The organism is Sphingomonas sp. DMC6 (assembly GCF_056314225.1).
In genome coordinates this window covers 588,163-612,407 of sequence record NZ_JBQUYT010000003.1, presented here as the reverse complement: position 1 = coordinate 612,407, position 24,245 = coordinate 588,163, and the positions used below count along the sequence as shown (strand labels likewise).

General features: G+C 65.5%; 32 protein-coding genes. 22 read left to right on the top strand and 10 right to left on the bottom strand.

Annotated elements, in window-relative coordinates; all coding sequences use genetic code 11:
- Window positions 1-77: 77 nt before the first annotated feature.
- Window positions 78-1,364: a tRNA uridine-5-carboxymethylaminomethyl(34) synthesis GTPase MnmE gene (gene mnmE / locus ACT53M_RS10315; RefSeq protein WP_476233150.1), complete on the bottom strand. Its 1,287-nt coding sequence runs from the start codon at window positions 1,362-1,364 to the stop codon at window positions 78-80.
- A gap of 8 nt (window positions 1,365-1,372) precedes the next feature.
- Window positions 1,373-1,609 (bottom strand): DUF6489 family protein, encoded by a 237-nt coding sequence (locus ACT53M_RS10310; RefSeq protein ID WP_476233149.1) that lies wholly within the window; start codon window positions 1,607-1,609, stop codon window positions 1,373-1,375.
- Window positions 1,610-1,661: 52 nt separating this feature from the next.
- Between ACT53M_RS10310 and ACT53M_RS10305 the strand changes: the two genes are divergently transcribed.
- Entirely contained in the window at window positions 1,662-2,141 is a 480-nt protein-coding gene (locus ACT53M_RS10305) for a methylated-DNA--[protein]-cysteine S-methyltransferase (RefSeq protein WP_476233148.1), read from the top strand.
- Window positions 2,138-2,833, top strand: coding sequence for a dienelactone hydrolase family protein (locus tag ACT53M_RS10300; RefSeq protein ID WP_476233145.1), 696 nt, complete (start codon window positions 2,138-2,140; stop codon window positions 2,831-2,833). The genes ACT53M_RS10305 and ACT53M_RS10300 overlap by 4 nt, the downstream gene beginning before the upstream one ends.
- Before the next feature lie 50 nt (window positions 2,834-2,883).
- On the opposite strand, the gene ACT53M_RS10295 is transcribed toward ACT53M_RS10300, so the two are convergent.
- The 4 genes from ACT53M_RS10295 to hemE form a co-directional block, all read right to left on the bottom strand.
- On the bottom strand, window positions 2,884-3,603 hold the full coding sequence (locus tag ACT53M_RS10295; RefSeq protein WP_476233143.1) for a TerC family protein: 720 nt from the start codon (window positions 3,601-3,603) through the stop codon (window positions 2,884-2,886).
- Between the two features lie 116 nt (window positions 3,604-3,719).
- On the bottom strand, window positions 3,720-4,976 hold the full coding sequence (rho, locus tag ACT53M_RS10290; protein ID WP_476233141.1) for a transcription termination factor Rho: 1,257 nt from the start codon (window positions 4,974-4,976) through the stop codon (window positions 3,720-3,722).
- A gap of 171 nt (window positions 4,977-5,147) precedes the next feature.
- Window positions 5,148-5,600, bottom strand: coding sequence for a CopD family protein (locus ACT53M_RS10285; protein WP_476233140.1), 453 nt, complete (start codon window positions 5,598-5,600; stop codon window positions 5,148-5,150).
- Window positions 5,597-6,628: a uroporphyrinogen decarboxylase gene (hemE, locus tag ACT53M_RS10280; protein ID WP_476233249.1), complete on the bottom strand. Its 1,032-nt coding sequence runs from the start codon at window positions 6,626-6,628 to the stop codon at window positions 5,597-5,599. The genes ACT53M_RS10285 and hemE overlap by 4 nt, the downstream gene beginning before the upstream one ends.
- A gap of 306 nt (window positions 6,629-6,934) precedes the next feature.
- Here hemE and ACT53M_RS10275 point away from each other — a divergent pair, with 306 nt between their 5' ends.
- The 11 genes from ACT53M_RS10275 (at window position 6,935) to ACT53M_RS10225 (ending at window position 13,816) form a co-directional block, all read left to right on the top strand.
- On the top strand, window positions 6,935-7,756 hold the full coding sequence (locus ACT53M_RS10275; RefSeq protein ID WP_476229310.1) for a pyruvate, water dikinase regulatory protein: 822 nt from the start codon (window positions 6,935-6,937) through the stop codon (window positions 7,754-7,756).
- A gap of 41 nt (window positions 7,757-7,797) precedes the next feature.
- Window positions 7,798-8,352, top strand: a complete 555-nt coding sequence (locus tag ACT53M_RS10270; protein WP_476233248.1) for a Maf family protein — start codon at window positions 7,798-7,800, stop codon at window positions 8,350-8,352.
- Complete coding sequence (aroE, locus tag ACT53M_RS10265) at window positions 8,349-9,158, top strand: shikimate dehydrogenase (RefSeq protein ID WP_476233137.1); 810 nt, start codon at window positions 8,349-8,351, stop codon at window positions 9,156-9,158. The genes ACT53M_RS10270 and aroE overlap by 4 nt, the downstream gene beginning before the upstream one ends.
- A complete protein-coding gene (gene coaE, locus ACT53M_RS10260) occupies window positions 9,155-9,760 on the top strand; it encodes a dephospho-CoA kinase (protein ID WP_476233135.1) in 606 nt (201 codons plus the stop codon). Before aroE ends, coaE begins: the two co-directional genes overlap by 4 nt.
- A 7-nt stretch (window positions 9,761-9,767) precedes the next feature.
- Window positions 9,768-10,478, top strand: coding sequence for a DNA polymerase III subunit epsilon (gene dnaQ, locus ACT53M_RS10255; RefSeq protein ID WP_476233133.1), 711 nt, complete (start codon window positions 9,768-9,770; stop codon window positions 10,476-10,478).
- Window positions 10,479-10,511: 33 nt separating this feature from the next.
- The gene (gene hpf / locus ACT53M_RS10250; protein WP_476233131.1) at window positions 10,512-11,111 is read left to right on the top strand and encodes a ribosome hibernation-promoting factor, HPF/YfiA family; all 600 of its coding nucleotides are present in this window, start codon (window positions 10,512-10,514) and stop codon (window positions 11,109-11,111) included.
- A gap of 39 nt (window positions 11,112-11,150) precedes the next feature.
- Window positions 11,151-11,618, top strand: coding sequence for a PTS sugar transporter subunit IIA (locus tag ACT53M_RS10245; protein ID WP_476233130.1), 468 nt, complete (start codon window positions 11,151-11,153; stop codon window positions 11,616-11,618).
- Window positions 11,605-12,081: a PaaI family thioesterase gene (locus ACT53M_RS10240; protein WP_476233128.1), complete on the top strand. Its 477-nt coding sequence runs from the start codon at window positions 11,605-11,607 to the stop codon at window positions 12,079-12,081. The genes ACT53M_RS10245 and ACT53M_RS10240 overlap by 14 nt, the downstream gene beginning before the upstream one ends.
- Window positions 12,078-12,419, top strand: coding sequence for a DUF1491 family protein (locus tag ACT53M_RS10235; RefSeq protein ID WP_476233126.1), 342 nt, complete (start codon window positions 12,078-12,080; stop codon window positions 12,417-12,419). The genes ACT53M_RS10240 and ACT53M_RS10235 overlap by 4 nt, the downstream gene beginning before the upstream one ends.
- A gap of 159 nt (window positions 12,420-12,578) precedes the next feature.
- Entirely contained in the window at window positions 12,579-13,235 is a 657-nt protein-coding gene (locus tag ACT53M_RS10230; RefSeq protein ID WP_476233123.1) for a cell wall hydrolase, read from the top strand.
- An 89-nt stretch (window positions 13,236-13,324) separates the two neighbouring features.
- A complete protein-coding gene (locus tag ACT53M_RS10225) occupies window positions 13,325-13,816 on the top strand; it encodes an MmcB family DNA repair protein (protein ID WP_476233122.1) in 492 nt (163 codons plus the stop codon).
- A gap of 3 nt (window positions 13,817-13,819) precedes the next feature.
- Here ACT53M_RS10225 and ACT53M_RS10220 read toward each other — a convergent pair whose 3' ends face one another.
- Window positions 13,820-14,431, bottom strand: coding sequence for an ankyrin repeat domain-containing protein (locus ACT53M_RS10220; protein ID WP_476233120.1), 612 nt, complete (start codon window positions 14,429-14,431; stop codon window positions 13,820-13,822).
- Between the two features lie 71 nt (window positions 14,432-14,502).
- Between ACT53M_RS10220 and ACT53M_RS10215 the strand changes: the two genes are divergently transcribed.
- The 3 genes from ACT53M_RS10215 to ACT53M_RS10205 are packed head-to-tail and all read left to right on the top strand — an operon-like array spanning window position 14,503 to window position 16,207.
- Window positions 14,503-15,096 (top strand): SCO family protein, encoded by a 594-nt coding sequence (locus ACT53M_RS10215; protein WP_476233119.1) that lies wholly within the window; start codon window positions 14,503-14,505, stop codon window positions 15,094-15,096.
- On the top strand, window positions 15,093-15,527 hold the full coding sequence (locus tag ACT53M_RS10210) for a YcgN family cysteine cluster protein (protein ID WP_476233118.1): 435 nt from the start codon (window positions 15,093-15,095) through the stop codon (window positions 15,525-15,527). The genes ACT53M_RS10215 and ACT53M_RS10210 overlap by 4 nt, the downstream gene beginning before the upstream one ends.
- Window positions 15,524-16,207, top strand: coding sequence for a M48 family metallopeptidase (locus tag ACT53M_RS10205; protein ID WP_476233116.1), 684 nt, complete (start codon window positions 15,524-15,526; stop codon window positions 16,205-16,207). Before ACT53M_RS10210 ends, ACT53M_RS10205 begins: the two co-directional genes overlap by 4 nt.
- Window positions 16,208-16,452: 245 nt before the next feature.
- Here the strand turns inward: ACT53M_RS10205 and ACT53M_RS10200 are convergent, their stop codons facing one another.
- The 3 genes from ACT53M_RS10200 to ACT53M_RS10190 are packed head-to-tail and all read right to left on the bottom strand — an operon-like array spanning window position 16,453 to window position 19,603.
- Window positions 16,453-18,588: a PBP1A family penicillin-binding protein gene (locus tag ACT53M_RS10200; RefSeq protein ID WP_476233114.1), complete on the bottom strand. Its 2,136-nt coding sequence runs from the start codon at window positions 18,586-18,588 to the stop codon at window positions 16,453-16,455.
- 45 nt (window positions 18,589-18,633) lie between these two features.
- Complete coding sequence (gene msrB / locus ACT53M_RS10195; RefSeq protein WP_476233113.1) at window positions 18,634-19,068, bottom strand: peptide-methionine (R)-S-oxide reductase MsrB; 435 nt, start codon at window positions 19,066-19,068, stop codon at window positions 18,634-18,636.
- 34 nt (window positions 19,069-19,102) lie between these two features.
- Window positions 19,103-19,603, bottom strand: a complete 501-nt coding sequence (locus tag ACT53M_RS10190; protein WP_476229327.1) for a sterol desaturase family protein — start codon at window positions 19,601-19,603, stop codon at window positions 19,103-19,105.
- Between the two features lie 107 nt (window positions 19,604-19,710).
- Between ACT53M_RS10190 and ACT53M_RS10185 the strand changes: the two genes are divergently transcribed.
- From ACT53M_RS10185 to ACT53M_RS10160, 6 genes are all read left to right on the top strand, one after another.
- Entirely contained in the window at window positions 19,711-20,025 is a 315-nt protein-coding gene (locus ACT53M_RS10185; protein ID WP_476233112.1) for a hypothetical protein, read from the top strand.
- A gap of 120 nt (window positions 20,026-20,145) precedes the next feature.
- Window positions 20,146-21,345, top strand: a complete 1,200-nt coding sequence (gene sucC / locus ACT53M_RS10180; protein ID WP_476233109.1) for an ADP-forming succinate--CoA ligase subunit beta — start codon at window positions 20,146-20,148, stop codon at window positions 21,343-21,345.
- Window positions 21,342-21,815 carry a GFA family protein gene (locus ACT53M_RS10175; RefSeq protein ID WP_476233108.1) on the top strand — a complete coding sequence of 158 codons (474 nt, stop codon included), beginning with the start codon at window positions 21,342-21,344 and terminating at the stop codon, window positions 21,813-21,815. Before sucC ends, ACT53M_RS10175 begins: the two co-directional genes overlap by 4 nt.
- A 60-nt stretch (window positions 21,816-21,875) precedes the next feature.
- Window positions 21,876-22,625, top strand: coding sequence for an electron transfer flavoprotein subunit beta/FixA family protein (locus tag ACT53M_RS10170; protein WP_476233107.1), 750 nt, complete (start codon window positions 21,876-21,878; stop codon window positions 22,623-22,625).
- The gene (locus ACT53M_RS10165; protein ID WP_476233106.1) at window positions 22,625-23,554 is read left to right on the top strand and encodes an electron transfer flavoprotein subunit alpha/FixB family protein; all 930 of its coding nucleotides are present in this window, start codon (window positions 22,625-22,627) and stop codon (window positions 23,552-23,554) included. Before ACT53M_RS10170 ends, ACT53M_RS10165 begins: the two co-directional genes overlap by 1 nt.
- A 4-nt stretch (window positions 23,555-23,558) precedes the next feature.
- The gene (locus ACT53M_RS10160) at window positions 23,559-24,221 is read left to right on the top strand and encodes a phytanoyl-CoA dioxygenase family protein (RefSeq protein ID WP_476233105.1); all 663 of its coding nucleotides are present in this window, start codon (window positions 23,559-23,561) and stop codon (window positions 24,219-24,221) included.
- The last annotated feature ends 24 nt before the right edge of the window (window positions 24,222-24,245 follow it).

Genomic DNA, 24,245 nt, shown 5'->3' with positions numbered 1-24,245 from the left:
AAATGCTAGAGGGATTTTCCCCGTGCTTGTCCAGCACCTCGCATCGGCCGCGCGCGTTCCACGTGAAACATCGCGGCCTATTTGCCGATGCAGAACCGCCCAAACAGCGTGTCGAGCACGTCCTCGATGCCCGCGCGCCCGGTAACTGCGTCCAGCGCGCGGCGGGCGGCGCGCAGCTCTTCGGCAAACAGCAACGCATCTTCCTCGGCAGCCGCGCGGAGCAATGCCTCGGCCGCCGCATTGCACAGCGCGCGCTGCCGCGCATTCAGCGCGACCAGGTCAGGCGGCGGCAGCAGTGCCTTGGCCCGCACCGCCATCGCCGCCCAGAGCGCGTCGATCCCCTGCCCCGTAGCAGCGGACACGCTGATCTGTTCCGGCCGCGCCGCTTCCCGCTCCACCAGATCGGCACGGGGATGGACCCACAAGGCCGCAGGATGCGCAGGCGGCGGATCGTCCCCCAGCCACAGCAGCAGGTCGGCCTCCGCCATCGCGTCACGCGCGCGGGCAACGCCGATCGCCTCGATCGGATCATCGGTCGCCTCGGCAAGCCCTGCCGTGTCGATGAACAGCCAGGCAATCCCCTCGCGCACCACCGGCACTTCGATCCGGTCGCGCGTGGTTCCGGCAATCGGTGAAACGATCGCTGCCTCGCGCTCAGCCAGCGCGTTGAGCAGGGTCGACTTGCCGGCATTGGGGGGGCCGCCCAGCACGACGCGCAAGCCATCGCGCAACCGCTCGACAGGCGGTCGGGCCGCAACTTCGACAACATCACGCGCCAGCGCATCGGCTTCGCGGCGTAGAACCGGCAGCGGATCGTCACCCGCAACGTCGCCTTCATCGCCATGGTCGAGCTCGGCCTCGATCCGCGCGGCAAGGCCGAGCAGCCGCATCGTCCAACCCTCGGCCTCGCGCCGCACTGCACCGCCCGCACTGCGCACCGCGACGCGGCGCTGTGCCTCGGTCTCGGCCATCAGCAGATCGCCCAGCCCCTCGGCTTCGCTCAGATCGATCCGGCCATGGAGCAACGCCCGGCGGGTAAATTCACCGGGCTCAGCCTGGCGCAGTCCGGCGATACCCGCCAGCGCCGCCTCCACCGCGCGCACCACGGCCTTGCCGCCATGCAAATGCAGTTCGGCCAGGTCTTCGCCGGTCGCGCTGTTCGGCCCCGGAAAGCAGAGCAGCAGCGCGGAATCGAGCGTCTCGCCGGTCGCGGGATCGCGCAGCGTCCGCACGCCTGCGCGGCGTGGCGACGGCAGCGTGCCGGCCAGCTTTGCAGCCGCGGCAAAGGCCTGCGCCCCGCTGACGCGCAGCACCGCAATGGCGGCGGGCGGTGCGCCGCTCGAAACCGCGTAGATCGTGTCCATTCCCGGCGTCAGCTTCCCGGCTTCTTGGTGGCCGCATCGAACAGGCCGCGCCAGAAATTCATGCCCGCCTCGCCCATCGGCGCCCAGCCGCGCATCATCGATTCGAAGCCCTCTTGCGTGCCGTGCTTCTCGATCGCCTCGACCATCAGCGAGACATAGCGGTCATGCACCGGCGTCAGGTCGGGCAGGCCCATGGCGCGCCGGGCTTCTTCCGGCGTGCATTCGACTTCGACGTTGATTTTCATGACGTCCTTTCTGCGCTTGAGCGGCCATGGGGCCGCCTGCTAGGCCAAGTATATGTATGCGCGCGACTATGCCTGGATCGCAACGCCCATCGGTGGCGTAGCAATCGAAGGCACCGATACGGAAGTGACGCGGATACAGCTTGTCGTCGAGGGACAGCCGATTCGCGGCAGCACCGACGCTGTCCGCGTTGCCGCCGAACAGCTTCAACAATGGTTTGCGGGGGAGCGGCGCGACTTCGTGCTCCCGCTTGCACCAAGCGCTACCACCCGCGGCAATGCCCTTCGCGCCGGGTTGATCGCCCTGCCCTATGGCCGCACCGCGAGCTATGGCGAACTGGCACAGGCGTTGGGATCGAGCGCACGGGCAATCGGGCAGCTTTGCGCCCGCAATCCTTTTCCTGTCATCGTTCCGTGCCACCGCGTGTTGAACCATGGTGGCCGCCTCGGCGCCTATTCCGCCGGCCGCGGCGCCGATACGAAAACCTGGCTGCTCGACCATGAGCGGCGCCTGACAGGAGAGCATCTGCTATGAGCACCCTTACCCTACCCGCCTTTGACGGCAGTGGCAGCTTCAGCGCCTATGTCGCTCGCCCCGAAGGCACGCCGCGCGCCGCAATCATCGTGATCCAGGAGATTTTCGGCGTGAACCCGGGCATCCGCCAGAAGTGCGATCATTGGGCGGCACAGGGCTATCTTGCCATCGCGCCCGACCTGTTCTGGCGGTTGCAGCCCGGCATTGAACTCGACGCCGATGTGCCGGAGGAATTCCAGCAGGCGCTCGGCTGGATGGGCAAGTTCGATCAGGACAAGGGCATCGCCGATATCGAAGCGACGATCCGCGCCGCGCGGGCCGAGCTGAATGGCGGCAAGGTCGGCGTGGTCGGCTACTGCCTCGGCGGACGTCTGGCCTATATGACGGCGGCACGCACCGATGCCGATGCGAGCGTCGGCTATTACGCGGTGGGTATCGACGGGCTGCTGGGCGAGAAGCACGCGATCGCCAACCCGCTGCTTCTTCACATCGCCGGCGCCGATCATTTCGTGACGCCCGACATTCAGGCGAAAATGCACGAAGGGCTGGACGATCATCCCAAGGTGACGCTGTTCGACTACCCGGGCGAAGACCATGGATTCGCGGCCGAACTCGGCAAGCGCCGTTCGGAAGCTGCGGCACAGCTGGCGGACCAGCGTACGGCAGACTTCTTCGCCGAGCATCTGGGCTGAAGGATCGAACTCCCTCCCTCTTCCCATCCGGGCGAGGGAGGGAAGGCAACTCAGAACAGGCTGGTAAGCCCCGGTGTGTGCGGAGTGCCCACCCAGCCTTCATAGATCATCTTGCACGCAACAAAGACGATCACGGCCAAGCCGATATAGGCAATCCAGCGGTGGCGATCGATCAGCTTGGCGATCAGGTTCGCCGCCAGCCCAATCAGCGCCACCGACAGCAACAGCCCCACGACGAGAATGCCCGGATGCTCGCGTGCAGCACCCGCAACCGCCAGCACATTGTCGAGGCTCATCGACACATCGGCGACCGCGACCGCCCAAGCTGCCCCGGCAAAGCTGCGCGCCGCGCGGACGCCCGAATGCTCGTCGCCTTCGATTTCCGCTGATCCCGCGCTTTCGCCCGAATGGCGAATCTCTCGCCAGAATTTCCAGCTAACCCACAGCAGCAACAGGCCGCCGGCGAAGATCAGGCCGACAATGCCCATCAGCCAGCTCACGATCAGCGCGAAGGCGATCCGCAACACCAACGCTGCGCCGATCCCGATCATGATCACCTTGCGCCGCTGGTCCGCCGGCAGGCCTGCGGCCAGCGCACCGACGACGATCGCATTGTCGCCCGCCAGCACCAGATCGATCATCAGCACCGAGCCGAACGCCGCCAGCGCCGCGGGATCGCCCAGATTCGAGAAATCGGCGACGATATGCTGCCAGATGTCGAGCGGCGAGCCGATACCGGCAGCGGCAGCGGAGAGGAACGGAAGGATCATGCACCAGCCCTAGCGCTCGAAGCGGCGCACGAAAAGCCAATGCGGACGGCGACCGGCAGTTCCCTGCACGAGGCCGCAAAAAAAAGGCCGGGCATCCCCGCCCGGCCTCGTTCGAATTACTGGTTCATCGAATCGAAGAAGTCTTCGTTGGTCTTCGAATCCTTCATCTTGTCGAGCAGGAATTCCATCGCGTCGACCGTGCCCATCTGCATCAGGATGCGGCGCAGCACCCACATCTTGGTGAGCTTGGACTTTTCGACCAGCAGCTCTTCCTTGCGGGTGCCCGACTTGCCCACATCGAGCGCCGGGAAGATGCGCTTGTCCGCCACCTTGCGGTCGAGGACGATTTCCGAGTTGCCGGTGCCCTTGAACTCTTCGAAGATCACTTCGTCCATGCGGCTGCCGGTATCGATCAGCGCGGTGGCGATGATCGACAGCGAACCGCCTTCCTCGATGTTGCGCGCGGCGCCGAAGAAGCGCTTCGGCCGCTGCAGCGCGTTGGCGTCGACACCGCCGGTCAGCACCTTGCCCGAGCTGGGGACGACGGTGTTGTAAGCGCGGCCGAGGCGGGTGATCGAATCGAGCAGGATGACCACATCCTTTTTGTGCTCGACCAGACGCTTGGCTTTTTCGATAACCATTTCAGCAACTTGTACGTGACGCTGGGCCGGCTCGTCGAAGGTCGAGCTGATCACCTCGCCCTTCACCGAACGCTGCATGTCGGTCACTTCTTCCGGGCGCTCGTCGATCAGCAGCACGATCAGGAAGACTTCGGGATGGTTGTCGGTGATCGCCTTGGCGATGTTCTGGAGGAGGACGGTCTTACCGACACGGGGCGGCGCGACGATCAGCGCGCGCTGGCCCTTGCCCTGCGGCGCGACGATGTCGATGACCCGAGCCGACTTGTCCTTCACGGTCGGATCGAGCGTGTCGAGACGCAGCTTCTGCTCCGGGTACAGCGGGGTCAAGTTGTCGAAGTTTACGCGATGGCGCACGGCGTCCGGGTCATCGAAATTGACCGAGCTGAGCTTCACCAGCGCGAAATAACGCTCGCCATCCTTGGGCGCGCGGATCTCGCCTTCAACCGTATCACCCGTACGCAGGCCGAATTTGCGAACCTGGTTGGGGCTGACATAAATGTCGTCGGGACCGGCGAGGTAATTCGCCTCGGGCGAGCGGAGAAAGCCGAAACCGTCGGGCAGCACTTCGATCGTGCCTTCGCCCATGATCTGGTCGCCCTGTTCGGCCTGGGCCTTGAGGATGGCGAACAGCAGATCCTGCTTACGCAGCGTCGACGCGCTTTCCACGCCCAGCGCCTCGGCCATCGAGACCAGTTCGGCGGGGGCTTTCTTTTTGAGATCCTTGAGATGCATTGGGAGTCCGGAATTGTCTGGGGGAGAGCGTCGATCGGCGAAAGGCGCGCGAATTGCGATGCTGGAGGAGGGATGCGCCGAGGATCGGCACACGCCATGAAATTAGGTACCGCCCAGGGCCAAGTCAACCGCGATCCGGCGCAGATTCGCTTCGCGCCGGCCGCAGTTCGGTCAGAACGGTTTCACTTCGGCCAGGATAACGATGGCAATCACGGCAGCCGCCGGAATTTCGTTCAACATGCGTAACGTTCGCGTCGGCGTCGGAGCGAGCCCGCGCGCCAGCTTCTTTGCGTAGCTGACGGCCCAGCCATGATAGCCGGTGAGCAGCACGACCAGCAGCAGCTTGGTATGCAACCAACCCAGGCCATGCTGCCCCTCGAACAGCCCCAGATTGGCCGCCAGCGCCAGTCCCAGCGCCCAAACGACAAGCAGCGAGGGTGTCAGGATCATTCGCCGCAGCATCGCCTCCCGGCGCTCCCATGCGGCTGCCTCGGCCGTGCCGAGCGCATCCTGATGATGGATCAGATAGCGCGGGAGCAGGAACAGCCCCGCCATCCAGTAGATCACGAAGATGACGTGGAACGCCTTCACCCACAGATAGGCACTGCCCAGCCAGCCGCTCATGCCTTTTCTCCTCGCACCCGCGCGAGCAACCGTTCGACATGATCGATCGGCGTTTCGGGCAGGATGCCATGGCCCAGGTTGAAGATGTGCGGACGATCGGCGAGTGCCGCCACGATGCGGTCCACCGCGCCATCCAGCGCCTCTCCCCCGGCGATCAAGGCGAGCGGATCGAGATTGCCCTGCACCGGCATCCCCTCGGGCAATATCGCATGCGCCCAGGCCGGATCGACCGTCTCGTCGAGGCCGATCGCATCCACCCCCGTTTCGCGGGCATAGGCGCCGAGCTTGCCCCCTGCCCCCTTCGGAAAGCCGATCACCGGCACCCGGTGCCGTACGGCTGCCGTGATCTGCGCATTGGGGGCAATCACCCAGCGTTCGAACTGTGCGGGGCTCAAACTTCCCGACCAGCTATCGAACAACTGCACCGTCTCAACGCCGGCATCGGCCTGGGCGAGCAGATACGTGATGGTCTGGTCGACAATCCGGTCGATCAGCGCCTGCATCAAGCCGGGATCGCGATAGGCCAGCCGCCGCGCCTCGGCCTGCTCGCGGCTACCCTGCCCCGCGATCATATAGGTCGCAACGGTCCAGGGGCTGCCGGCAAAGCCCAGAAAGGTGACCGAAGGGTCGAGCGCGGCTTTCACCCCCCGGATCGTGCCATAGATCGGGTCAAGCGCGGCGGAATTGGCGACAAGGCCATCCAGCACCCCCGCCGACTGCACCACGGGAGCAAGTCGTGGCCCTTCCCCGGTTTCGAACCAGAGATCCTGCCCCAGCGCCATCGGCACGACGAGAATGTCGGAAAACAGAATCGCACCGTCCATGCCGAAGCGCCGGATCGGCTGCAGCGTGATTTCTGCCGCAGCATCGGAATCCATCGCCAAGGCCAGGAAGCCACCCTTTTCTGCCCTAAGCGCGCGATATTCGGGAAGGTACCGCCCGGCCTGGCGCATCAGCCATATGGGTGGGACTGGCTGGCGTTCCCCGCAAAGGGTCGCGAGCAGCGGCTTGGCGGAACGGTCGGTCAGGGGGCTTTCCTACTATAATAGATAAGAAGGAATCTAAGAGTTGTTGGAGTCTGTTGGCGCGTGGAAGCCGTGGCTTATGCGCTTGTCCGGCGGTTGCCAACAATTTGACTCCCGGCGCTATTCGGAATCCTACCGATTCGGCGGTGCTATCCCCGTTACCCACAGGCTGTGGACGAAGAGCACAGGCTGGGGATGCGGCTGTGGACGAATCACCCTTAGAAATCCCGAGTTGCTTGCGCTTGGCCCCGCCGCATGGTTGCGCTAGCGGCTGTCCATCATGTTATCCACAGAAGCATCCCCGGCCTGATGCGGCTGCACCTGCACCTCCTGTCGGACTCTACCGGCGAAACGCTGGAGAATATCGCCAAGGCCGCGCTCGCGCAGTTCGACGATGTCGAGACGTTCCGCCATTTCTGGCCGATGGTGCGCAGCGAAGCCCATCTCGACCGCATCCTGCAGGAAATCGCGCAAAATCCGGGGCTGGTGATCTTCACCCTGGTCAACAGCGAAATTCGCCGCACGCTGGAAACGCGGTGCCGCGCGCTGGGCCTGCCGGCGATTGCCCCGCTCGATCCGGTCAGCCATGCGCTATCGAACCTGCTCGGCCAGGAGGCGAAGGCCCGGCCCGGCCGTCAGCACATGCTCGACGCTGCCTATTTCGCGCGCGTCGACGCGATCCAGTTCACCATCGCCCATGACGACGGGGTGCTGTGGGAGGATTGGGAGGAAAGCGACATTGTCCTGGCCGGCGTGTCGCGTTCATCGAAGACGCCGACCTCGATCTATCTCGCCAATCGCGGTTACAAGGTGTCCAACATTCCGATCGTGGTGGAATCGCCGCCCCCGCCCCGGCTGTTCCAGCTCAAGCGGCCGCTGATCGTTGGCCTTACAACGAGCGCCGACCGGCTCGTGCAGATTCGCCGCAACCGGTTGCTGTCGCTCAACCAGACAACCGAGACAAGCTATGTCGATCAGGAAGCGGTGCAGCGCGAGATCGCCTATGCCCGGCGCATGTTCGCTGACAATGGCTGGCCGGTGATCGATGTCACCCGGCGCTCGATCGAGGAAACTGCGGCGGCCATTATCCAGCTGTGCAACGACCGGGCATTGAAGGAGCGCGAGGCATGACGACATTGGTGCTCGCATCGCAAAGCGCCTCGCGCCGGGCGATGCTCGATGCCGCCGGGGTGCCGCACGAGGCACTGGCCGCGCAGGTGGACGAGGCAAGCGCAAAGGACTCGCTGCTCGCAGCCGGCACTACGCCCCGCGACCTGGCCGATGCGCTGGCTGAACTGAAAGCGCTCAAGGTATCGCGGCTGGTGCCGCAGGCGCTGGTGCTGGGCGGAGACTCACTGGTGGCGCTCGCCGATGGCAGTCTCCTCGACAAGTCGGTCAGTCGTGACCAGGCTGCCGAGCATCTGCGCCGCATGTCGGGCGCGACCCACGATATTTACAGCGCGGCGGTGATTGCCGAGGGCGGGCGGCCGGTCTGGCGCCATGTCGACCGTGCGCGGCTGCACGTGCGGCCGCTGTCAGAGGCGTTCATCGACTCCTATCTCGAGCGCGAATGGCCGGCGATTGCTGGCTGCGTCGGCTGTTTCCGCATCGAAGGACCAGGGGTGCAATTGTTCCACCGTACCGATGGCAGCCATTTCACGATTCTGGGGATGCCGCTGCTGCCGATCCTCGACTATCTGCGCACCCGCGGGGTTCTGACGTCATGACGCGCTATGCCGACGTGATCGGCGATCCGATCGCCCACTCCAAATCCCCGCTCATCCACAAATTCTGGCTCGATGCGCTGGGAATCGAGGGCGATTATCGCCGTGCGCATGTGCTGGCGGACGATCTGCCCGGCTATTTCGAACGCGCCCGCGATGATGCCGACTGGCGCGGCTGCAACGTCACGATTCCGCACAAGCTGGCGGTGATGGATCTGGTCGGCGACCCCGGCGGGGTGCGGGGCACGATCGGCGCGATGAACACCGTGATTCGCGGCGAAGACGGCGCGCTGATCGGGACCAATACCGACGCAGGCGGATTCTACACGCCGATCGCCGGGCTGGAGCTGGCTGGACGGCATGCCGTGGTCGTGGGCGCCGGCGGCGGCGCGCGGGCGGTATTGTTCGCACTGTCCAAGGTCGGTATCGGTCGGGTGACGATCCTCAACCGCAATGTGCTGAAGGCGGCGGCGCTGCTCTCTGCCTTCGGGCTGAAGGGCGATGCGCTGCCGGTCGGGGCGCCGCTGCCGGCAGCCGACCTGCTGGTCAATGCCAGCCCGCTCGGCATGGCTGGGCAGCCGGCGCTCGACATCGACCTGGCGCCGCTTCCCGAACATGCCGTCGTCTACGACATCGTCTACGCGCCGCTGGAGACGCCACTGCTTGCGCAGGCGCGGGCACGCGAGCTCGATACCGTCGACGGGCTGGAGATGCTGGTTGGTCAGGCGGCGCTGGCGTTCGAGCTGTTCTTCGGGGCAGAGCCGCCGCGTGACCGCGATGACGAACTCCGGGCGTTGCTGACGGCATGACGTCGCGCCCGATCGTCCTCGGCCTGACCGGCTCGATCGGGATGGGCAAGTCGACGATCGCGGCGATGTTTGCGGCGGAGGGCGTGCCGGTGTTCGATGCCGACGCGGCCGTGCACCAGTTACAGGGGCCGAACGGGGCGGCGGTCGCGGCCATCGAGGCGGAATTTCCCGACACCACGACCGAACTGGGCGTGAATCGCACGTTGTTGCGCGAGGCGGTGATGGCCGATCCCACCGCCTTTGCGCGGCTGGAGGCGATTCTGCATCCGGCGGTGGCGGAAGCACGTGAAGCGTTCCTGGCGGCGAATCGCGATGCACCGCTGGTCGTGCTCGATGTGCCGCTACTGTTCGAGGCCGGTGGCTGGCGCCATGTCGACAAGATCGCGGTCGTTTCCGCGCCGCCCGAGGTGCAGCGCGCCCGCGTACTGGCGCGACCGGGCATGACGCCCGAACGGTTCGAGGCGATTCTCGCCCGGCAGTTGCCCGATGCCGAAAAGCGCGCACGCTCCGACTTCGTGATTCCGACCGGAGGAGACCTGCATGATACGGAAGAGTCCGTACGTACTCTGATCGCTTGCCTCGCCCCGCGCGCGGGAGGATAAGCAGGCCATGCGGGAAATCGTGTTTGATACCGAAACGACCGGGCTCAGCTTTTCAGGGGGCGACCGGCTGGTTGAGATCGGCTGTATCGAACTGCTCAACCGGGTACCGACCGGGCGGCATTTCCACGCCTATATCAATCCCGAACGGTCGATGCCGGTCGAGGCGTTCAACGTCCATGGCCTGTCGGAGCGGTTCCTGTCGGACAAGCCGGTCTTCGCCGACGTGGTCGAGGAACTGCTCGACTTTATCGAGGACTCGCCGATGGTCGCGCACAATGCCGGCTTCGACTTCGGCTTTCTGAACGGGGAGCTGGGCCGGTGCGGCCGGCCGATCGTCGATATGGGCCGGATGGTTGACACGCTGGTGATCGCACGCGTGAAACATCCGGGCGCAAAGCACACGCTCGACGCGCTCTGCAACCGCTATGGCATCGACCTCAGCGCCCGCCAGTTGCACGGCGCGTTGCTCGACGCGCAGCTGCTGGCGCAGGTCTATGTCGAGCTGACCGGCGGGCGGCAGATCACGCTGGGTCTGGCGGTCGATACGCCGGTCGTGCCCGAAACCGTGGCGGAGGCACCCACCCGTGTGCACGTCCGCCCCGCGCGGCACTTCGCCGCAAGTGCCGAGGAACTCGAACGGCACGCAACCTTTGTGAAGACGTTGGAGGATCCCTTGTGGGGTGCGGCATCGGTTGAAGCGGTGCCGGAGCGTACCTAGGTCGAAGTTCACATAAGTAAGTGGAGGTTTGTCATGGATATCCGGATTTCGGGACATCAGGTCGAGACCGGCGAAGCGCTGCAGACGCAGGTCAGCGATCGGCTCCAGGGTATCACCGGCAAGTATTTCTCCCGCGCGATCTCGTCGCACGTCACCTTCGGCAAGGGGCCGCACGACAACGGCTTCACCTGCGACATCGTGATGCATGTCACCAACGGCCTGGTGCTCAAGGCGGCGAACAACGGCATGGAGGCCCACGGCGCCTTCGATGGCGCCGCCGACCGGATCGACAAGCAGCTCCGACGCTATGTGCGACGTCTGAAGGATCGACAGCCTGGCGTAGTCAATGCCTTCGCCGAAACCGGCGCTTATGACAATGGCTTCGACAATGCTGGCTACACGCTGTTCCAGGAACCGAACGAGGAAGAGGAAGTCGCTGACGCACCGCTGGTAATTGCCGAGACACGTGTCGACGTACCCGAGGCGACCGTTTCGGATGCGGTAATGATGCTCGATTTGCGCAATACCAACGCATTGCTGTTCCGCAACACGGGTACGGGCGCCTATAACATGGTCTATCGCCGCGGTGACGGGACGATCGGGTGGGTTGAGCCCAACCGTGCTCCGGCCTAAAGCCGCCACGCCGGAACGGCGCGCATCTTTGGATTGTCCATGACCGAATTGAACGAATTGCTCGCGCCGGAGGCTGTGCTTGCCGGCGTCGTGGCAACCAGCAAGAAGGCGCTGTTCCAGCAGCTCGGCGCGGTCGCGGGCGAGACCTATGGGCTCGATCCGCGGGCCGTGGCCGAGGGGCTGGCCGCGCGCGAGAAGCTGGGTTCGACCGGCTTTGGCGGCGGCACGGCGATTCCGCACGCGCGGCTGGAGGGCCTGTCGCGCGTTTGCGGCCTGTTCGCGCGACTCGCCCAGCCGGTCGATTTCGCGGCGATCGACGAACTGCCGGTCGACCTGGTGTTCGTGCTGCTCTCGCCGGTCGGGGCGGGCGCCGAGCATCTGAAGGCGCTGGCCAGCGTGTCGCGGCGCTTGCGCGACCGCGCCTTTACCGAAAAGCTTCGTGGCGCCGGCTCCACCGACGCGCTGTTCGCCCTGCTCGCCGGTGTAGAAGCGCGTGACGCAGCCTGAGAGCGGCGCTGCGGCACCGACCGGGGCCGAGGCGCATTACCGCGCGCTCGAATCGCTCTATGCCGCCGCGCCTATCAACCAGCTTTTCGATTCGGTGCTGGAGATTCCCGAAGCGGGTGTGGCGCGGATCCGCTTCCGCATCGACGGGCGCTTCTTTCACGCCGCCGGCGCTGCGCATGGCACCAGCTATTTCAAGATGCTGGACGACGCCGCATTCTATGCGGTGAACAGCCTGGTGACCGACCGCTTCCTGCTCACCACGGCGTTCAACCTGCTGCTGACCAGGCCGCTACCTGAAGGCCCGGTGATTGCTGAGGGGCGTTGGATCAGCGGCCAGCGGCGCGTGTTCGTTGCCGAGGCGCGGCTGATCGACGCCGATGGCGAAGAGGCGGCGCGCGGCACCGGCACCTTCATGCGCTCGCGTATTCCGCTCGCCACCCTGCCCGGGTATCGCGCGGCATGACACCGCGGCTGACCAGCACGATGCTGGTTAGCGCGCTGGTGCGGCGGGCGGATGCCGCCGGCGGATCGGCAATGGTGCTGGCCAGGGGCGATGCAACATCGGGCGCCATCCTGTTGCTTCTGCTCGAAAAGGGCGCGAATCCACGCTTTCTGGAACGCGGAATCGGCCCCGACGGTGCTACTGCCTTGCTGGCCGCCGGTCCCGCCGACCTTGCCGACGAGGGCGCCGCGACTGCCTATTGGCAGCGGCGGCGCCAGCGCGATTCAGACCTTTGGGTGCTGGAACTGGACGTCGCATCGGCGGAACGGTTCGCCGCTGAAACAATGGGCATCGGTTGACTTGGCGCCGACCGGCGGCAAGACCCCGTACATCGAAATTCGCGTTGTGCCGTTCGGGGTGTGAAGTCGGGCGGTTACGCAGTCGGGGGGATGCCCGGTGGCCCAGTCGCAGCAGCGAAACAGGCCGCCCGCGCGCCAACCGCACAACATTGATTTGCAATGAAGTTTCTTCCGCGTGCCGCCACTTTTGCGGCGGTAACGTTTTGCGCTGGCGCCCTTGCGAACGCTGCCACGCTCAATCTCGGCCCGGTTCCGGCGCATGGCCAGAACGGTGCCGTTGCCGGTCAGGAAGTGCCGGCCCAGCAGAATAACAATGCAGCCCCCCAGCAGGTTCCCGCGCCCAAGGCAGCGGTCGAGCAGCAGGACGCCGCAGCCACTTCGGCCGATGCCGAACCGGAATTCGCCTCCCTCTCCGACGCAGTCGCAGCGCAGCAAGTGGAGGCCGATGCGCAGTCCGATCAGGAACTGCACTGCCTCGCCACCGGCATCTATTACGAAGCCAAGAGCGAGCCGCTGGCCGGTCAGCTCGCAGTGGCCGATGTCATCCTCAACCGCACCACGTCGGGCCGCTTCCCGCGCTCGATCTGCTCGGTCATCAAGCAGCCGGGCCAGTTCGCATTCGTGCGCCACGGCCAGCTTCCCACGCCGCCGGCCAATGCGCTGTGGCGCCGCTCGGTCGCCGTCGCGATGGTCGCCCGCAAGGAATTGTGGGAAAGCCCGGCCGGCGACGCGCTCTATTTCCATGCCCGCTATTCCAGGGCGAACTGGAGCCGCGCCCGCGTGGCGACGGTAGGGAACCACGTCTTCTACCGCTGACCTTGTCGGTTTGAATCAAGACAGCGCCGGCGAATCGTCTTCCGATTCGCCGGCTTTTCTTTGTTCCCTTCTTGTTCTAGGTTCGGGCGATGGATAGTGCCTCGTCCCCCGCCTCTGCCTGCGCCGAATCCGCGCTGGTAACGGCGGATGTCGTCCGCGGCGTGTGCCGCATGCTGCTGCGTCACGATTGCGTCGCGCTCGCCGAAGTGCCGCTGGAAGGCGGTCGCCGCGCCGACCTGATGGCGCTCGACGCGCGTGGCAATATCGTCATCGTCGAGATCAAGGTGTCGCGTGGCGATCTGCTCGGCGACGGCAAGTGGAACGATTATCTGCCGCATTGCGACCGGTTCTTCTGGGCGGTGCCGCAGGGCTTCGATCTGCGGCCGTTCGAACAGCCAAGCTTTCTGCCAGGCCGCGCTGGCCTGATCGTCGCCGACCGCTATGACGCGGCGGTCGCGCGCGAGGCGGCAACGGTGCCGCTGGCGGCGGCGGCGCGGCGCAAATCGACGCTCGCCTTCGCGCGTCGGGCCGGCCGCCGCCTGCTCACCCTGCTCGATCCGGAAGTCGCGCAGGGTTTCTGAATATCAGAGCCGCGGCCCCGCCGCTGCGCGGTTCTGCACCTTCGGGGCTTCTGCCAGCATCTTGGCGATCGTCGGAAAACGGGTTTCGCGCGCGGCATATTCGCGTGCGGTCAGGCCGCCGCCGAAATCGGCGCGGTCCGGGTCGGCGCCGGCATCGAGCAGCTTGCGGACGACATCGGCATCATGCGACTGCACTGCCCGGATCAGCGGCGTGATCCCCCCGTTATTGGCGAGGTTCACATTGGCCTTCTTGGCCAGCAGCGCCGTCACGCCCTCGCCCCAGCCGTGTTCGGCCGCGAAGATCAGCGGGGTGTTGCCCTCGCGATCCTGGATGTTCACATTCACGCCCGGCTGGTTGATCAGCACGGTCAGATAGGTCGCATCCTCGCGCTTCACGACGATGTGCAGCGCCGCTTCACCGGTGCCGTAAGGGTCTTTCACATTGACCATCGACACGGCCTTGTCGCGCAGAAACTCGTTGACCTTGTTGCCGTCCTGCTTGCGGATCGCGTCGAGGAACTGGATGCTCTCGCGCGGCTGGCCCAGACCCTGGGCAAGGGCCGGCAGCGGCATCAGGAAAAGTGCGGCGGTAAGCGGAGCGTAGAAGCGTTTCATCGGTTGATCGGAACCCTGGTTTACTGGCGGCGGGAAGTGCGCGACGCTTGCATACGCGGTCGTATCAGATCATGGCGGGCGATACCATGAAGAGCATGTTTTCCACACTGTTACTGCTGGCTGCGCTGCCGCTGGCCGGATGCGGCGCGTCTGCGGGCGAAGCGCCGCTGCAGGGCGCGCAGATCGGTGGCCCGTTCACCCTTACCGATCAGCATGGCAAGACGGTGCGCGATACGGACTTTGCCGGCAAATATCGCATCGTCTATTTCGGCTATACCTATTGCCCCGACGTCTGCCCGAACGACCTGCTGAAACTGAGCAAGTCGCTGCAGCGCCTCGACAAGGAAGCACCGGCGGTCACGAAGCGGCTGGTGCCGATCTTCATCACCGTCGATCCCCAGCGCGACACGCCGGCCGCGCTCGCCACCTATGCCAGCAACTTCGACTCGCGGCTCGTCGCGCTCACCGGCAGCCCGGATGCGATTGCCAAAGTCGCGAAGGAATATGCGGTGGCCTTCACCAAACAGCCTACACGCTCGGGCTATCTCGTCGGCCATACCGAGGTTGCCTATCTGATGGGGCCGGACGGGCAGCCGATCACCAGCCTGCCGCTGGAAAAGGGGCCGCCGGCGATCGTCGCCGAGCTGCGCCACTGGGTCCGGTGAGCAGCCGCTTCTGGGAAGATGTGCCGCTCGACCGGCTCGACCGCGCACAGTGGGAGGCGCTGTGCGACGGCTGCGGCAAATGCTGCCTGCACAAGCTGGAGGATGACGAGACCGGCGAACTCTACGCCACCAACGTCGCCTGCCGGCTGCTCGACCGCAAGATGGGCAGGTGCAGCGATTACAAGCATCGCCATGCCTATGTCAGCGAATGCGTTCGGCTCAACGCACGCAATGTGACCGCCATCGACTGGCTGCCCTCTACCTGCGCCTATCGCCTGCGCGCGGCGGGGGAGAAGTTGCCCGAATGGCATTATCTGGTGTGCGGCGATCGCGAGGCGGTGCACCGCGCCGGTGAATCCACCCGCGGCTGGACGGTGTCCGAAGACGAGGCGGGCGACCTGGAACATCATATGGTGGACCGCCAGCTTTGATTCCCGAGGTGGAGGTTGTCCGCCACGCCCGCGCCCGGCGGATGCGGCTTGCGATCGACCCGCGCGATGGTCGGGTGCGACTGACACTGCCGCCGCGCGCCTCGTTGGCCAAGGCGATGGCATGGGTGGCGGAGCAGCGCGGCTGGATCGAGGCGCAGCGGGCGGCCCTTCCCGGCCCGCGCCCCTTCGTGCCTGGCGCGCGCATTTCGTTCGGCGATAGCGAAATCGAAATAATCTGGCCGGCGGAGGGGCCGCGTATGCCGCGGCTGGAGGGAGACGGGCTGGTCTGCGGTGGTCCGCGCGAAGGGCTCGAACGCCGCGTTGAGCGCTGGCTACGCGCCGAAGCGCTGCGGGTGTTGAGCGAAGAGACCACTTTCTATGCGGCGCGCGCCGGGGTGCAAGTTGCCAAGGTCGCGATCGGCGATCCGCGCGGCCGCTGGGGCAGTTGCGCCAGTTCGGGCGTCATCCGCTATAGCTGGCGGCTGATCCTGACGCCGGCTGAGGTCCGCCGCGCGACCGTGGCGCACGAAGTCGCGCACCGGGTGCACATGAATCACGGTCCCGCCTTTCACCGGCTGGTTGCCGAAATCTACGGCGCCGACCCCACACCGATGCGCCACTGGCTGCGCCGCAACGGCGCGGCGCTGCACTGGGTGGGGCGGGCGCAGGGTCCGTCTTGATCCGTGATGCTTCTTACCAAGGCAGGAACTCGTTCAAAGCTGCGCGGATAGCGCTCCCTCCCCGTCTCATGCCAGCGCAAGCTGGCATCTCCCGCAGCAATGCTGTTCCGGTGTCGCCCGGCCTTCTGGAGACTCCAGCGTTCGCTGGGGTGACGACATAGGATCGTGATCCGCCAACCGGACGCTGGAGCAGCTCGCTTGGCTGCCTACGCTCGACAGCGCCGACAATGCAGCATCAAAACGGATCAGATTCCCCCGTCGCGCGGGGCGGAGCGGTCCTGCGGCGGCTGGCCCGATTGCGGCTGGCGCGGCACGTCGCGGTCGCGCGGCGGGCGGGCCGGGTTCTGCTGCGGTGGCGCCTTGCCGGTCATCCGGTCGATCCAGTCCTGGTTGAGCTTGGGCTGGTCGGCGGGCGGCGGGGCCTGGCGGTCGTCATCGCCCGATCCGTCCGCCGGTGCGCCCTGGGGCTGGGGGATCGGATTGCCATCGGCATCGACAAACGTGCCATTGTCCGGCGAGCCATAGGCGTCCTCGTCGGGTTCCAGCATATTCTCGGGCAGCGTTACCTGCGTGTCGAACTGCTCGACCGGGCGATTGGCGACGGCGCGGCTCATGAAATCGTGGAAGGCACGCGCCGGGGCGCGGCCGCCCTGCAGGCCCGGGATCACCTTGGCATCGTCGCGGCCCATCCACACGCCCGTAGTCAGCCCGCTCGAGAAGCCGATGAACCAGCCATCCTTGTTCGAGGTGGTGGTGCCGGTCTTGCCGGCGACCGGACGACCGAGCTGCGCGGCCCGGCCGGTGCCGGTGGCGACGGCCGTCTGCAGCAGGTCGGTCATCTCCGCGGCGACATAGTTCGCGACCAGCACATGGCTGGTATCGACTTCGTGCTGGTAGATCACCGCGCCGTTCGCCGTGACGCGGGTGATGCCATAGGGCGTCACGGCGACGCCGCGATTGGCGACCGAGGCAAAGGCGCGTGTCATGTCGATCAGGCGCACGTTCGAGGTGCCGAGCACCATCGCCGGTTGGGTGTTGACCGGGGTGGTGATGCCGAAGCGTTTCGCCATGTCGGCCACGGTGGTGAAGCCGACTTCCTGGCCCAGCTTCGCCGCGATCGTGTTGACCGAATAGGCAAAGGCCGTGCGCAGTGTGATCGGTCCGCTGTTGCGGCGCGAGTCGTTGCGCGGGCTCCAGCCGTTGATCGTGATCGGCTCGTCGACGACGATGTCGTCGGGCTTGTGACCGGCTTCGAGCGCGGCGAGATAGACGAACAGCTTGAACGACGAACCCGGCTGGCGGGTGGCCTGAGTCGCGCGATTGTAGATCGACGAGACATAGTCCTTGCCGCCGACCATCGCCCGCACGGCGCCATCGCGGTCGAGGCTGACCAGCGCGCCCTGGGCGCCGTCGGGCGCGTTGGCGCGGATCGCATCGTCGGCGGCGCGCTGCATGTTGAGGTCGAGCGTCGTCCACACTTCCAGCGGCGCGTCGGTCTCGTCGATCAGCACTTCGAGCTGCGGGAGCGCCCAGTCGGTGAAGTAGCGGACGCTGTTCTGCTTGGGCTCGGGCGCGAGCTTGACCGATTTGGGATCTGTCGCGGCGGCCTGGGCGCGGCTGATCTTGCCGGTTTCGACCATCAGGTCGAGCACCACGCTGGCGCGCTCGACGGCGGCCTGCGCGTCTGCGCTCGGCGAATAATGCGACGGTGCCTTGACGAGTCCGGCGATGACGGCGGCTTCGGCCAGGCTCAGGCTGGTGGCGGAATGGCCGAAGAATTTGCGGCTCGCGGCGTCGATGCCATAGGCGCCGCCGCCGAAATAGACCTTGTTGAGGTAGAGCTCGAGGATCTGCTGCTTGGTGAACTTGCGCTCCAGCGCGAGCGCGAGGATGCCCTCGCGCATCTTGCGGCCATAGGAACGCTTGAGCGACAGGAAGACGTTGCGGGCGAGCTGCTGGGTGATGGTCGACACCGCGCTCACCCGGCCGCGATGGTCGATGCTGTTGCGGATGCCGCGGACGATACCGACCGGATCGACGCCCCAGTGCGATTCGAACCGGCGGTCCTCGGTCGCGATGATCGCGTCCTTCATCACCTGCGGAATCTGGTCGTACTTGATCCATTCGCCATAGCTCGGCCCCAGCGACACGAGCACCGTGCCGTCGGCGGCATGGACGCGGATCATCTGGCCGTTGGGCGAGGATTTCAGCTCATCGAAGCTCGGCAGCGTGGAGCGGGTCGAATAGACCGCGATCACCAGCGCGATGCCGGCGATCAGCCCCAGCGCAGCGCCGGTGCCGAACACCCACAGGAAGAACTTCTTCCAGAAGGAACCACGACGCCACCAGGGCGCGCGAGCGGATTTGGATTTTTCGGCCATTTATAGGGGAGGTCGGATACAGCCTGTCCGGCGAACTCACAAGGATCAGGAGCCGCCGACGATAGCGCTATCGTCCGCCGCATTGCCGCCACGTGAACGAAAATCGAGGCTGACCGAATTCATGCAGTAGCGCAGGCCGGTCGGCGGCGGGCCATCGGGGAACACATGGCCCAGATGACCGTCGCAGCGGGCGCAGCGCGCTTCGACGCGGCGCATGCCATGGCTGGCATCGGCATGTTCGGTGACATGGTCGGGCGCCACAGGTTGGGTGAAACTGGGCCAGCCGGAGCCTGAATCATATTTGTCCGCGCTGTCGAACAGTTCGAGTTGGCACCCCGCGCAGCGATAGATGCCGTCGGCCTTGTTGTTATTGTAGCGGCCCGAAAAGGACCGTTCGGTGCCGGCTTCGCGCAGCACGTGAAATTGTTCCGGGGTCAGGCGCTTGCGCCACTCGGACTCGGGCAGGTTGAGGTGCTCCATAGGCCCGATGATGTGTGGTGTAGTCGCGCGCTCGTCAATCCGGGATCGTCGGGGATTGCACCAATACGCCGCTCGACTTTAGCTGCGCTTTCAGCACTTCCGGCCTGGGCGCATACAGGAAGCCGAAGCTCACCGTGCCCTTGCGCGTATGCACCGCATGGTGGAGCCGGTGCGCCTGCACGATTCGCTTCATATAGCTGGAACGCGGCACGTAGCGGTGCCGCAGCCTTTTGTGCACGATGACGTCGTGGAACCCGAAATAGATCGCGCCATAGGCGGCGATTCCCGCGCCGATCCAGGCAAAGCCCGGCCACCAGCCGAGCTGCACCCCGCCCAGCAGCAGCACGAAGGACGGCACCGCAAAAATCGCCGCATAGAGGTCGTTCAGTTCGAACGCGCCGGTGCGCGGGCGGTGGTGGCTTTCGTGCAGGAACCAGCCCGGGCCGTGCATCACCCAGCGGTGCGCGGCATAGGCGAACAGCTCCATGCCCAGCACGGTACCAACGAAAAGCAGCAATCCGAAAACAGGCGACATGGTGCCTATCTAGGCGATCCGCGCCGCGCTGGCCATTGACTTTGCCCAAAGAGGCAGGGCGCTGCGCCTGATTGCCCCGGCGCGCGGGGGCGGTATAGGGCTCGGCCATGGCTCGTATCGCTTTGCCGCTTGGCGCCGCCGCCCTGTTGTTGACCCTCTCTGCCTGTTCGGTGCCCGAAGCGCGGTTGCGCGCGGGGCTGCAACGCGCTGGCCTCTCGCGTCCGATGGCGAGCTGCATGGCCGGTCGCATGGCGAGTCGGCTGTCGCTCAAGCAGCTGATGCGGATCGGTGACTTGCCGCGCGCGTCTTCGTCCGATTCGGTCGCACAATTCCTGCACCGCGTTCGCGCGCTGGAGGATCCGCAGATCATCGCCGTCACCACCAATGCCGCGGCGCTTTGTGCGACCGGCCTTGCAGGCTGATCGACTTTCGCGAATAGTTCGCAGTCGCATTAACCCGTAAAAGGGTGGATTCCGGCTGCGTGCTGTGCTTAAGGCGGCGGTCGACCCTATCCCCGATCTTGGAAAAGGCGGATCGCTCCCATGAACATCCACGAATATCAGGCCAAGGAACTGCTCGCGAAGTTCGGCGTGCCCGTGCCGGCCGGCTTTGCCGCGATGAGCGTTGAAGAGGCCGTTGAAGCCTCGAAGAAGCTGCCTGGGCCGCTCTATGTCGTGAAGGCGCAGATCCATGCCGGCGGCCGCGGCAAGGGCAAGTTCAAGGAGCTGCCGCCCGAAGCCAAGGGCGGTGTTCGCCTCGCCAAGACCGAAGACGAAGTCCGTCACGCCGCGACCGAGATGCTCGGCAACACGCTGGTGACGATCCAGACCGGCCCGGCCGGCAAGCAGGTCAACCGCCTGTACGTCACCGACGGCGTCGACATCGCCAAGGAATTCTACCTGGCGCTGCTGGTCGATCGCGCCACCGGTCGCGTTGCCTTCGTCGTCTCGACCGAAGGCGGCATGGACATTGAAACCGTCGCGCATGACACGCCGGAAAAGATCCACACTTTCGATGTCGATCCCGCGACCGGCTTCATGCCGCACCACGGCCGCGCCGTCGCCAAGGCGTTCGGCCTCGAAGGCGATCTCGCCAAGCAGGCGCAGAGCCTGGCCGGCAAGGTGTACAACGCCTTCCTCGGCACCGACGCCTCGCAGATCGAGATCAACCCGCTCGCCGTCACCGAAGACAACAAGCTGATGGTGCTCGACGCCAAGGTCGGCTTCGATTCGAACGCGATGTTCCGTCACAAGGATCTGATGGAGCTGCGCGACGAGACCGAAGAGGATCCGATGGAGCTCGAGGCGTCGAAGTACGACCTCGCCTATATCAAGCTCGACGGCGACATCGGCTGCATGGTCAACGGCGCCGGTCTGGCGATGGCGACGATGGACATCATCAAGCTGAACGGCATGTTCCCGGCCAACTTCCTCGACGTCGGCGGCGGCGCCAACAAGGAGAAGGTCACCGCGGCGTTCAAGATCATCCTGAGCGATCCGGCGGTGAAGGGAATCCTGGTCAACATCTTCGGCGGCATCATGCGCTGCGACATCATCGCAGAGGGCATCGTCGCAGCCGCCAAGGAAGTGAACCTCTCCGTGCCGCTGGTCGTCCGCCTCGAAGGCACCAACGTGCAGCAGGGCAAGGACATCCTGGCCAATTCGGGCCTCGCCATTGTCCCCGCCAACGACCTGGGCGACGCCGCCCAGAAAATCGTGGCGGAGGTGAAGAAGGTCGCGTGAGCGACGTAGCCGCCTCGACTGCTCCAACAGTCGAAGGCGGCTGCCGTTGCGGCAAGGTACGGTTCCGGGTGACGGGCGCGCCGCTCGTCACCATGGCCTGCCACTGCACCGGCTGCCAGCGGATGACCGCCAGCGCCTATTCGCTGAGCAGTCTCTATCCCGCGGAAGCCTTTGCAGTAACGGCAGGCGAGCCGGTGATCGGCGGCCTGCACGGCGCCACCCGCCATTTCCACTGCGATCATTGCAAGAGCTGGCTGTTCACCCGGCCCGAGGGCCTCGACGCTTTCGTGAATATCCGCACCACGATGCTGGATACGCCCCCGCTCGCCTCGCCGTTTATCGAGACATGGACCGACGAGGCCTTGCCCTGGGCTACGACTGGCGCTTCGTACAGCTATCCAAAATTTCCACCCCCGGAATCCTTCGGCACGCTGATCCCTGCGTACGCCGAATCGCTTGCGAGCGGTTGACGTTCGCGTAAACGTAACCCAATTGTCAGGGGGAGAGCCCCGGCAGACAGGAAGGATGCGATGAAGGTCTTGGTGCCGGTCAAGCGCGTGCTTGACTATAACGTAAAGCCCCGCGTGAAAGCGGACGGAACGGGCGTCGATCTGGCGAACGTCAAGATGAGCATGAACCCCTTTGACGAGATCGCGATCGAGGAAGCGGTCCGGCTGAAGGAAAAGGGCGCGGCGACCGAGATCGTTGTCGTCACGATCGGCGTCGCCAAGGCGGAGACCGATGTGCTGCTCACTGCGCGCGCCATGGGCGCCGATCGCGGCATTCTGATCCAGACCGACGATGAGGTTGAGCCGCTGGCCGTGGCGAAGCTGCTCGCCAAGGTGGCGGAAGAGGAACAGCCCGGCCTGATCATCCTCGGCAAGCAGGCGATCGACGACGATTCGAACCAGACCGGCCAGATGCTCGCGGCGCTGCTTGGCTGGGCGCAGGGCACCTTTGCCTCTAAGGTGGAAATCGACGGAGAGCGCGTGAAGGTCACCCGCGAAATCGACGGCGGTCTGGAAACCGTTGACCTGAAGCTGCCGGCGATCGTCACCACCGATCTTCGCCTCAACGAGCCGCGCTACGCCACGCTGCCGAACATCATGAAGGCGAAGACCAAGCCGGTCGCGAAGAAGACCGTCGCCGACTACGGTGTCGATATCACCCCGCGCCTCAAGACGCTGAAGGTCGTCGAGCCGGCCAAGCGCCAGGCGGGCATCAAGGTGGGCTCGGTCGACGAGCTGGTCGAGAAGCTGAAGGGCATGGGAGTCGCGTGATGAAGACGCTGGTTTGGGTCGAACACGACAATCAGAGCGTCAAGGACGCGACGCTCTCTACCGTCACCGCGGCTGCCAAGCTGGGTGAAGTCCATCTGCTCGTTGCCGGCAAGGGCGTCTCGGCCGTCGCCGAAGCGGCGGCGCAGATCGCCGGTGTCGGCAAGGTCCATGTCGCCGACGATGCTGCGTACGAGCATTTCCTCGCCGAAAATGTCGCACCCTTGGTCGTCCAGCTGATGAACAGCCATGACGCGGTGCTGTTCCCGGCGACCACGACGGGCAAGAACGTGGCGCCGCGCGTCGCCGCCGCGCTCGACGTGATGCAGATTTCGGACATCCTTTCGGTCGAGGGTGCGGATACCTTCACCCGGCCGATCTACGCTGGCAACGCGATTGCTACGGTGCAGACCAGCGACAAGAAGCTGGTGATCACCGTGCGCGGCACCGCGTTCGACAAGGCGGCGGCGACCGGCGGCAGCGGCACGGTCGAAACCGTCTCGGCGGCGGGCGACAAGGGTCTGTCGAGCTTCGTCGGTGCCGAAATCGCCAAGTCGGAGCGGCCGGAGCTGACCAGTGCCAAGGTGATCGTCTCGGGCGGTCGTGCGCTCGGCTCGCAGGAACAGTTCCATGCGCTGATCGATCCGCTCGCCGACAAGCTGGGTGCCGCAGTCGGTGCCAGCCGGGCAGCCGTCGACGCAGGCTATGCACCGAACGACTATCAGGTCGGCCAGACCGGCAAGATTGTCGCCCCCGAAGTCTATGTCGCAGTCGGCATTTCGGGTGCGATTCAGCACCTTGCCGGCATGAAGGATTCGAAGACCATCGTCGCGATCAACAAGGACGAGGACGCCCCCATCTTTCAGGTGGCGGACATCGGCCTGGTCGGCGACCTGTTCACCGTGGTGCCGGAGCTCACCGGCAAGCTCTGACCCGGTGACGCTCGACTTCGAACGCGATGGGGCGGCGCACCTTCCCGGTGCTGCCGCCCCATTTCTTGAGCGACTGTGCGCGATAGCGGCTTCGCTGCCAACCGACCGGGCCGGGCTTCGTCTCCATGATGCGGCGGGATTGGCCTCGCTGCTTGCGGGAAATGCGCTCGGTCAGGCCGCCGCCGAAAGGCTGGGCCCGCGGACGAAGCCGGTGCGCGCGATCCTGTTCGACAAGAGCCCTGCGACCAACTGGGCGCTCGGCTGGCATCAAGATCGTACCATTGCGGTCCGAGCGCGTGTCGATGTGCCGGGCTATGGGCCATGGTCGACGAAGCAGGGGCTGCTCCATGTCGAACCGCCCTTCGCGATTATCGAAACCATGGTTACGCTCCGCATCCATCTGGATGACGTGCCTGCCGACAATGCGCCGCTACTGATTGCGCCGGGCTCGCACCGGCTTGGCCGCGTACCCGAGGCTGAGATTACGGCGGCGGTGGCGCGTTGCGGTACCCAATCCTGCCTGGCGTCTGCTGGAGACATATGGATGTACGCGACGCCGATCCTGCACGCATCAGCTGCAAGCAGTGGCGAGCGCCACCGCCGGGTGTTGCAGGTCGACTATTCTGCGACCGATCTGCCCGCCGGGCTCGACTGGCTCGGCGTATAAATCGCTTCGGGTGCGGCCTCTGAG

What these genes read in the sequence shown, in the direction of transcription:
- mnmE (WP_476233150.1), bottom strand. Translation starts at nt 1,364, where the DNA reads ATGGACACGATCTACGCGGTTTCGAGCGGCGCACCGCCCGCCGCCATT.
- ACT53M_RS10310 (WP_476233149.1), bottom strand. Translation starts at nt 1,609, where the DNA reads ATGAAAATCAACGTCGAAGTCGAATGCACGCCGGAAGAAGCCCGGCGC.
- ACT53M_RS10305 (WP_476233148.1), top strand. Translation starts at nt 1,662, where the DNA reads ATGTATGCGCGCGACTATGCCTGGATCGCAACGCCCATCGGTGGCGTA.
- ACT53M_RS10300 (WP_476233145.1), top strand. Translation starts at nt 2,138, where the DNA reads ATGAGCACCCTTACCCTACCCGCCTTTGACGGCAGTGGCAGCTTCAGC.
- ACT53M_RS10295 (WP_476233143.1), bottom strand. Translation starts at nt 3,603, where the DNA reads ATGATCCTTCCGTTCCTCTCCGCTGCCGCTGCCGGTATCGGCTCGCCG.
- rho (WP_476233141.1), bottom strand. Translation starts at nt 4,976, where the DNA reads ATGCATCTCAAGGATCTCAAAAAGAAAGCCCCCGCCGAACTGGTCTCG.
- ACT53M_RS10285 (WP_476233140.1), bottom strand. Translation starts at nt 5,600, where the DNA reads ATGAGCGGCTGGCTGGGCAGTGCCTATCTGTGGGTGAAGGCGTTCCAC.
- ACT53M_RS10275 (WP_476229310.1), top strand. Translation starts at nt 6,935, where the DNA reads ATGCGGCTGCACCTGCACCTCCTGTCGGACTCTACCGGCGAAACGCTG.
- ACT53M_RS10270 (WP_476233248.1), top strand. Translation starts at nt 7,798, where the DNA reads ATGCTCGATGCCGCCGGGGTGCCGCACGAGGCACTGGCCGCGCAGGTG.
- aroE (WP_476233137.1), top strand. Translation starts at nt 8,349, where the DNA reads ATGACGCGCTATGCCGACGTGATCGGCGATCCGATCGCCCACTCCAAA.
- coaE (WP_476233135.1), top strand. Translation starts at nt 9,155, where the DNA reads ATGACGTCGCGCCCGATCGTCCTCGGCCTGACCGGCTCGATCGGGATG.
- dnaQ (WP_476233133.1), top strand. Translation starts at nt 9,768, where the DNA reads ATGCGGGAAATCGTGTTTGATACCGAAACGACCGGGCTCAGCTTTTCA.
- hpf (WP_476233131.1), top strand. Translation starts at nt 10,512, where the DNA reads ATGGATATCCGGATTTCGGGACATCAGGTCGAGACCGGCGAAGCGCTG.
- ACT53M_RS10245 (WP_476233130.1), top strand. Translation starts at nt 11,151, where the DNA reads ATGACCGAATTGAACGAATTGCTCGCGCCGGAGGCTGTGCTTGCCGGC.
- ACT53M_RS10235 (WP_476233126.1), top strand. Translation starts at nt 12,078, where the DNA reads ATGACACCGCGGCTGACCAGCACGATGCTGGTTAGCGCGCTGGTGCGG.
- ACT53M_RS10230 (WP_476233123.1), top strand. Translation starts at nt 12,579, where the DNA reads ATGAAGTTTCTTCCGCGTGCCGCCACTTTTGCGGCGGTAACGTTTTGC.
- ACT53M_RS10225 (WP_476233122.1), top strand. Translation starts at nt 13,325, where the DNA reads ATGGATAGTGCCTCGTCCCCCGCCTCTGCCTGCGCCGAATCCGCGCTG.
- ACT53M_RS10220 (WP_476233120.1), bottom strand. Translation starts at nt 14,431, where the DNA reads ATGAAACGCTTCTACGCTCCGCTTACCGCCGCACTTTTCCTGATGCCG.
- ACT53M_RS10215 (WP_476233119.1), top strand. Translation starts at nt 14,503, where the DNA reads ATGGCGGGCGATACCATGAAGAGCATGTTTTCCACACTGTTACTGCTG.
- ACT53M_RS10200 (WP_476233114.1), bottom strand. Translation starts at nt 18,588, where the DNA reads ATGGCCGAAAAATCCAAATCCGCTCGCGCGCCCTGGTGGCGTCGTGGT.
- msrB (WP_476233113.1), bottom strand. Translation starts at nt 19,068, where the DNA reads ATGGAGCACCTCAACCTGCCCGAGTCCGAGTGGCGCAAGCGCCTGACC.
- ACT53M_RS10190 (WP_476229327.1), bottom strand. Translation starts at nt 19,603, where the DNA reads ATGTCGCCTGTTTTCGGATTGCTGCTTTTCGTTGGTACCGTGCTGGGC.
- ACT53M_RS10185 (WP_476233112.1), top strand. Translation starts at nt 19,711, where the DNA reads ATGGCTCGTATCGCTTTGCCGCTTGGCGCCGCCGCCCTGTTGTTGACC.
- sucC (WP_476233109.1), top strand. Translation starts at nt 20,146, where the DNA reads ATGAACATCCACGAATATCAGGCCAAGGAACTGCTCGCGAAGTTCGGC.
- ACT53M_RS10170 (WP_476233107.1), top strand. Translation starts at nt 21,876, where the DNA reads ATGAAGGTCTTGGTGCCGGTCAAGCGCGTGCTTGACTATAACGTAAAG.
- ACT53M_RS10165 (WP_476233106.1), top strand. Translation starts at nt 22,625, where the DNA reads ATGAAGACGCTGGTTTGGGTCGAACACGACAATCAGAGCGTCAAGGAC.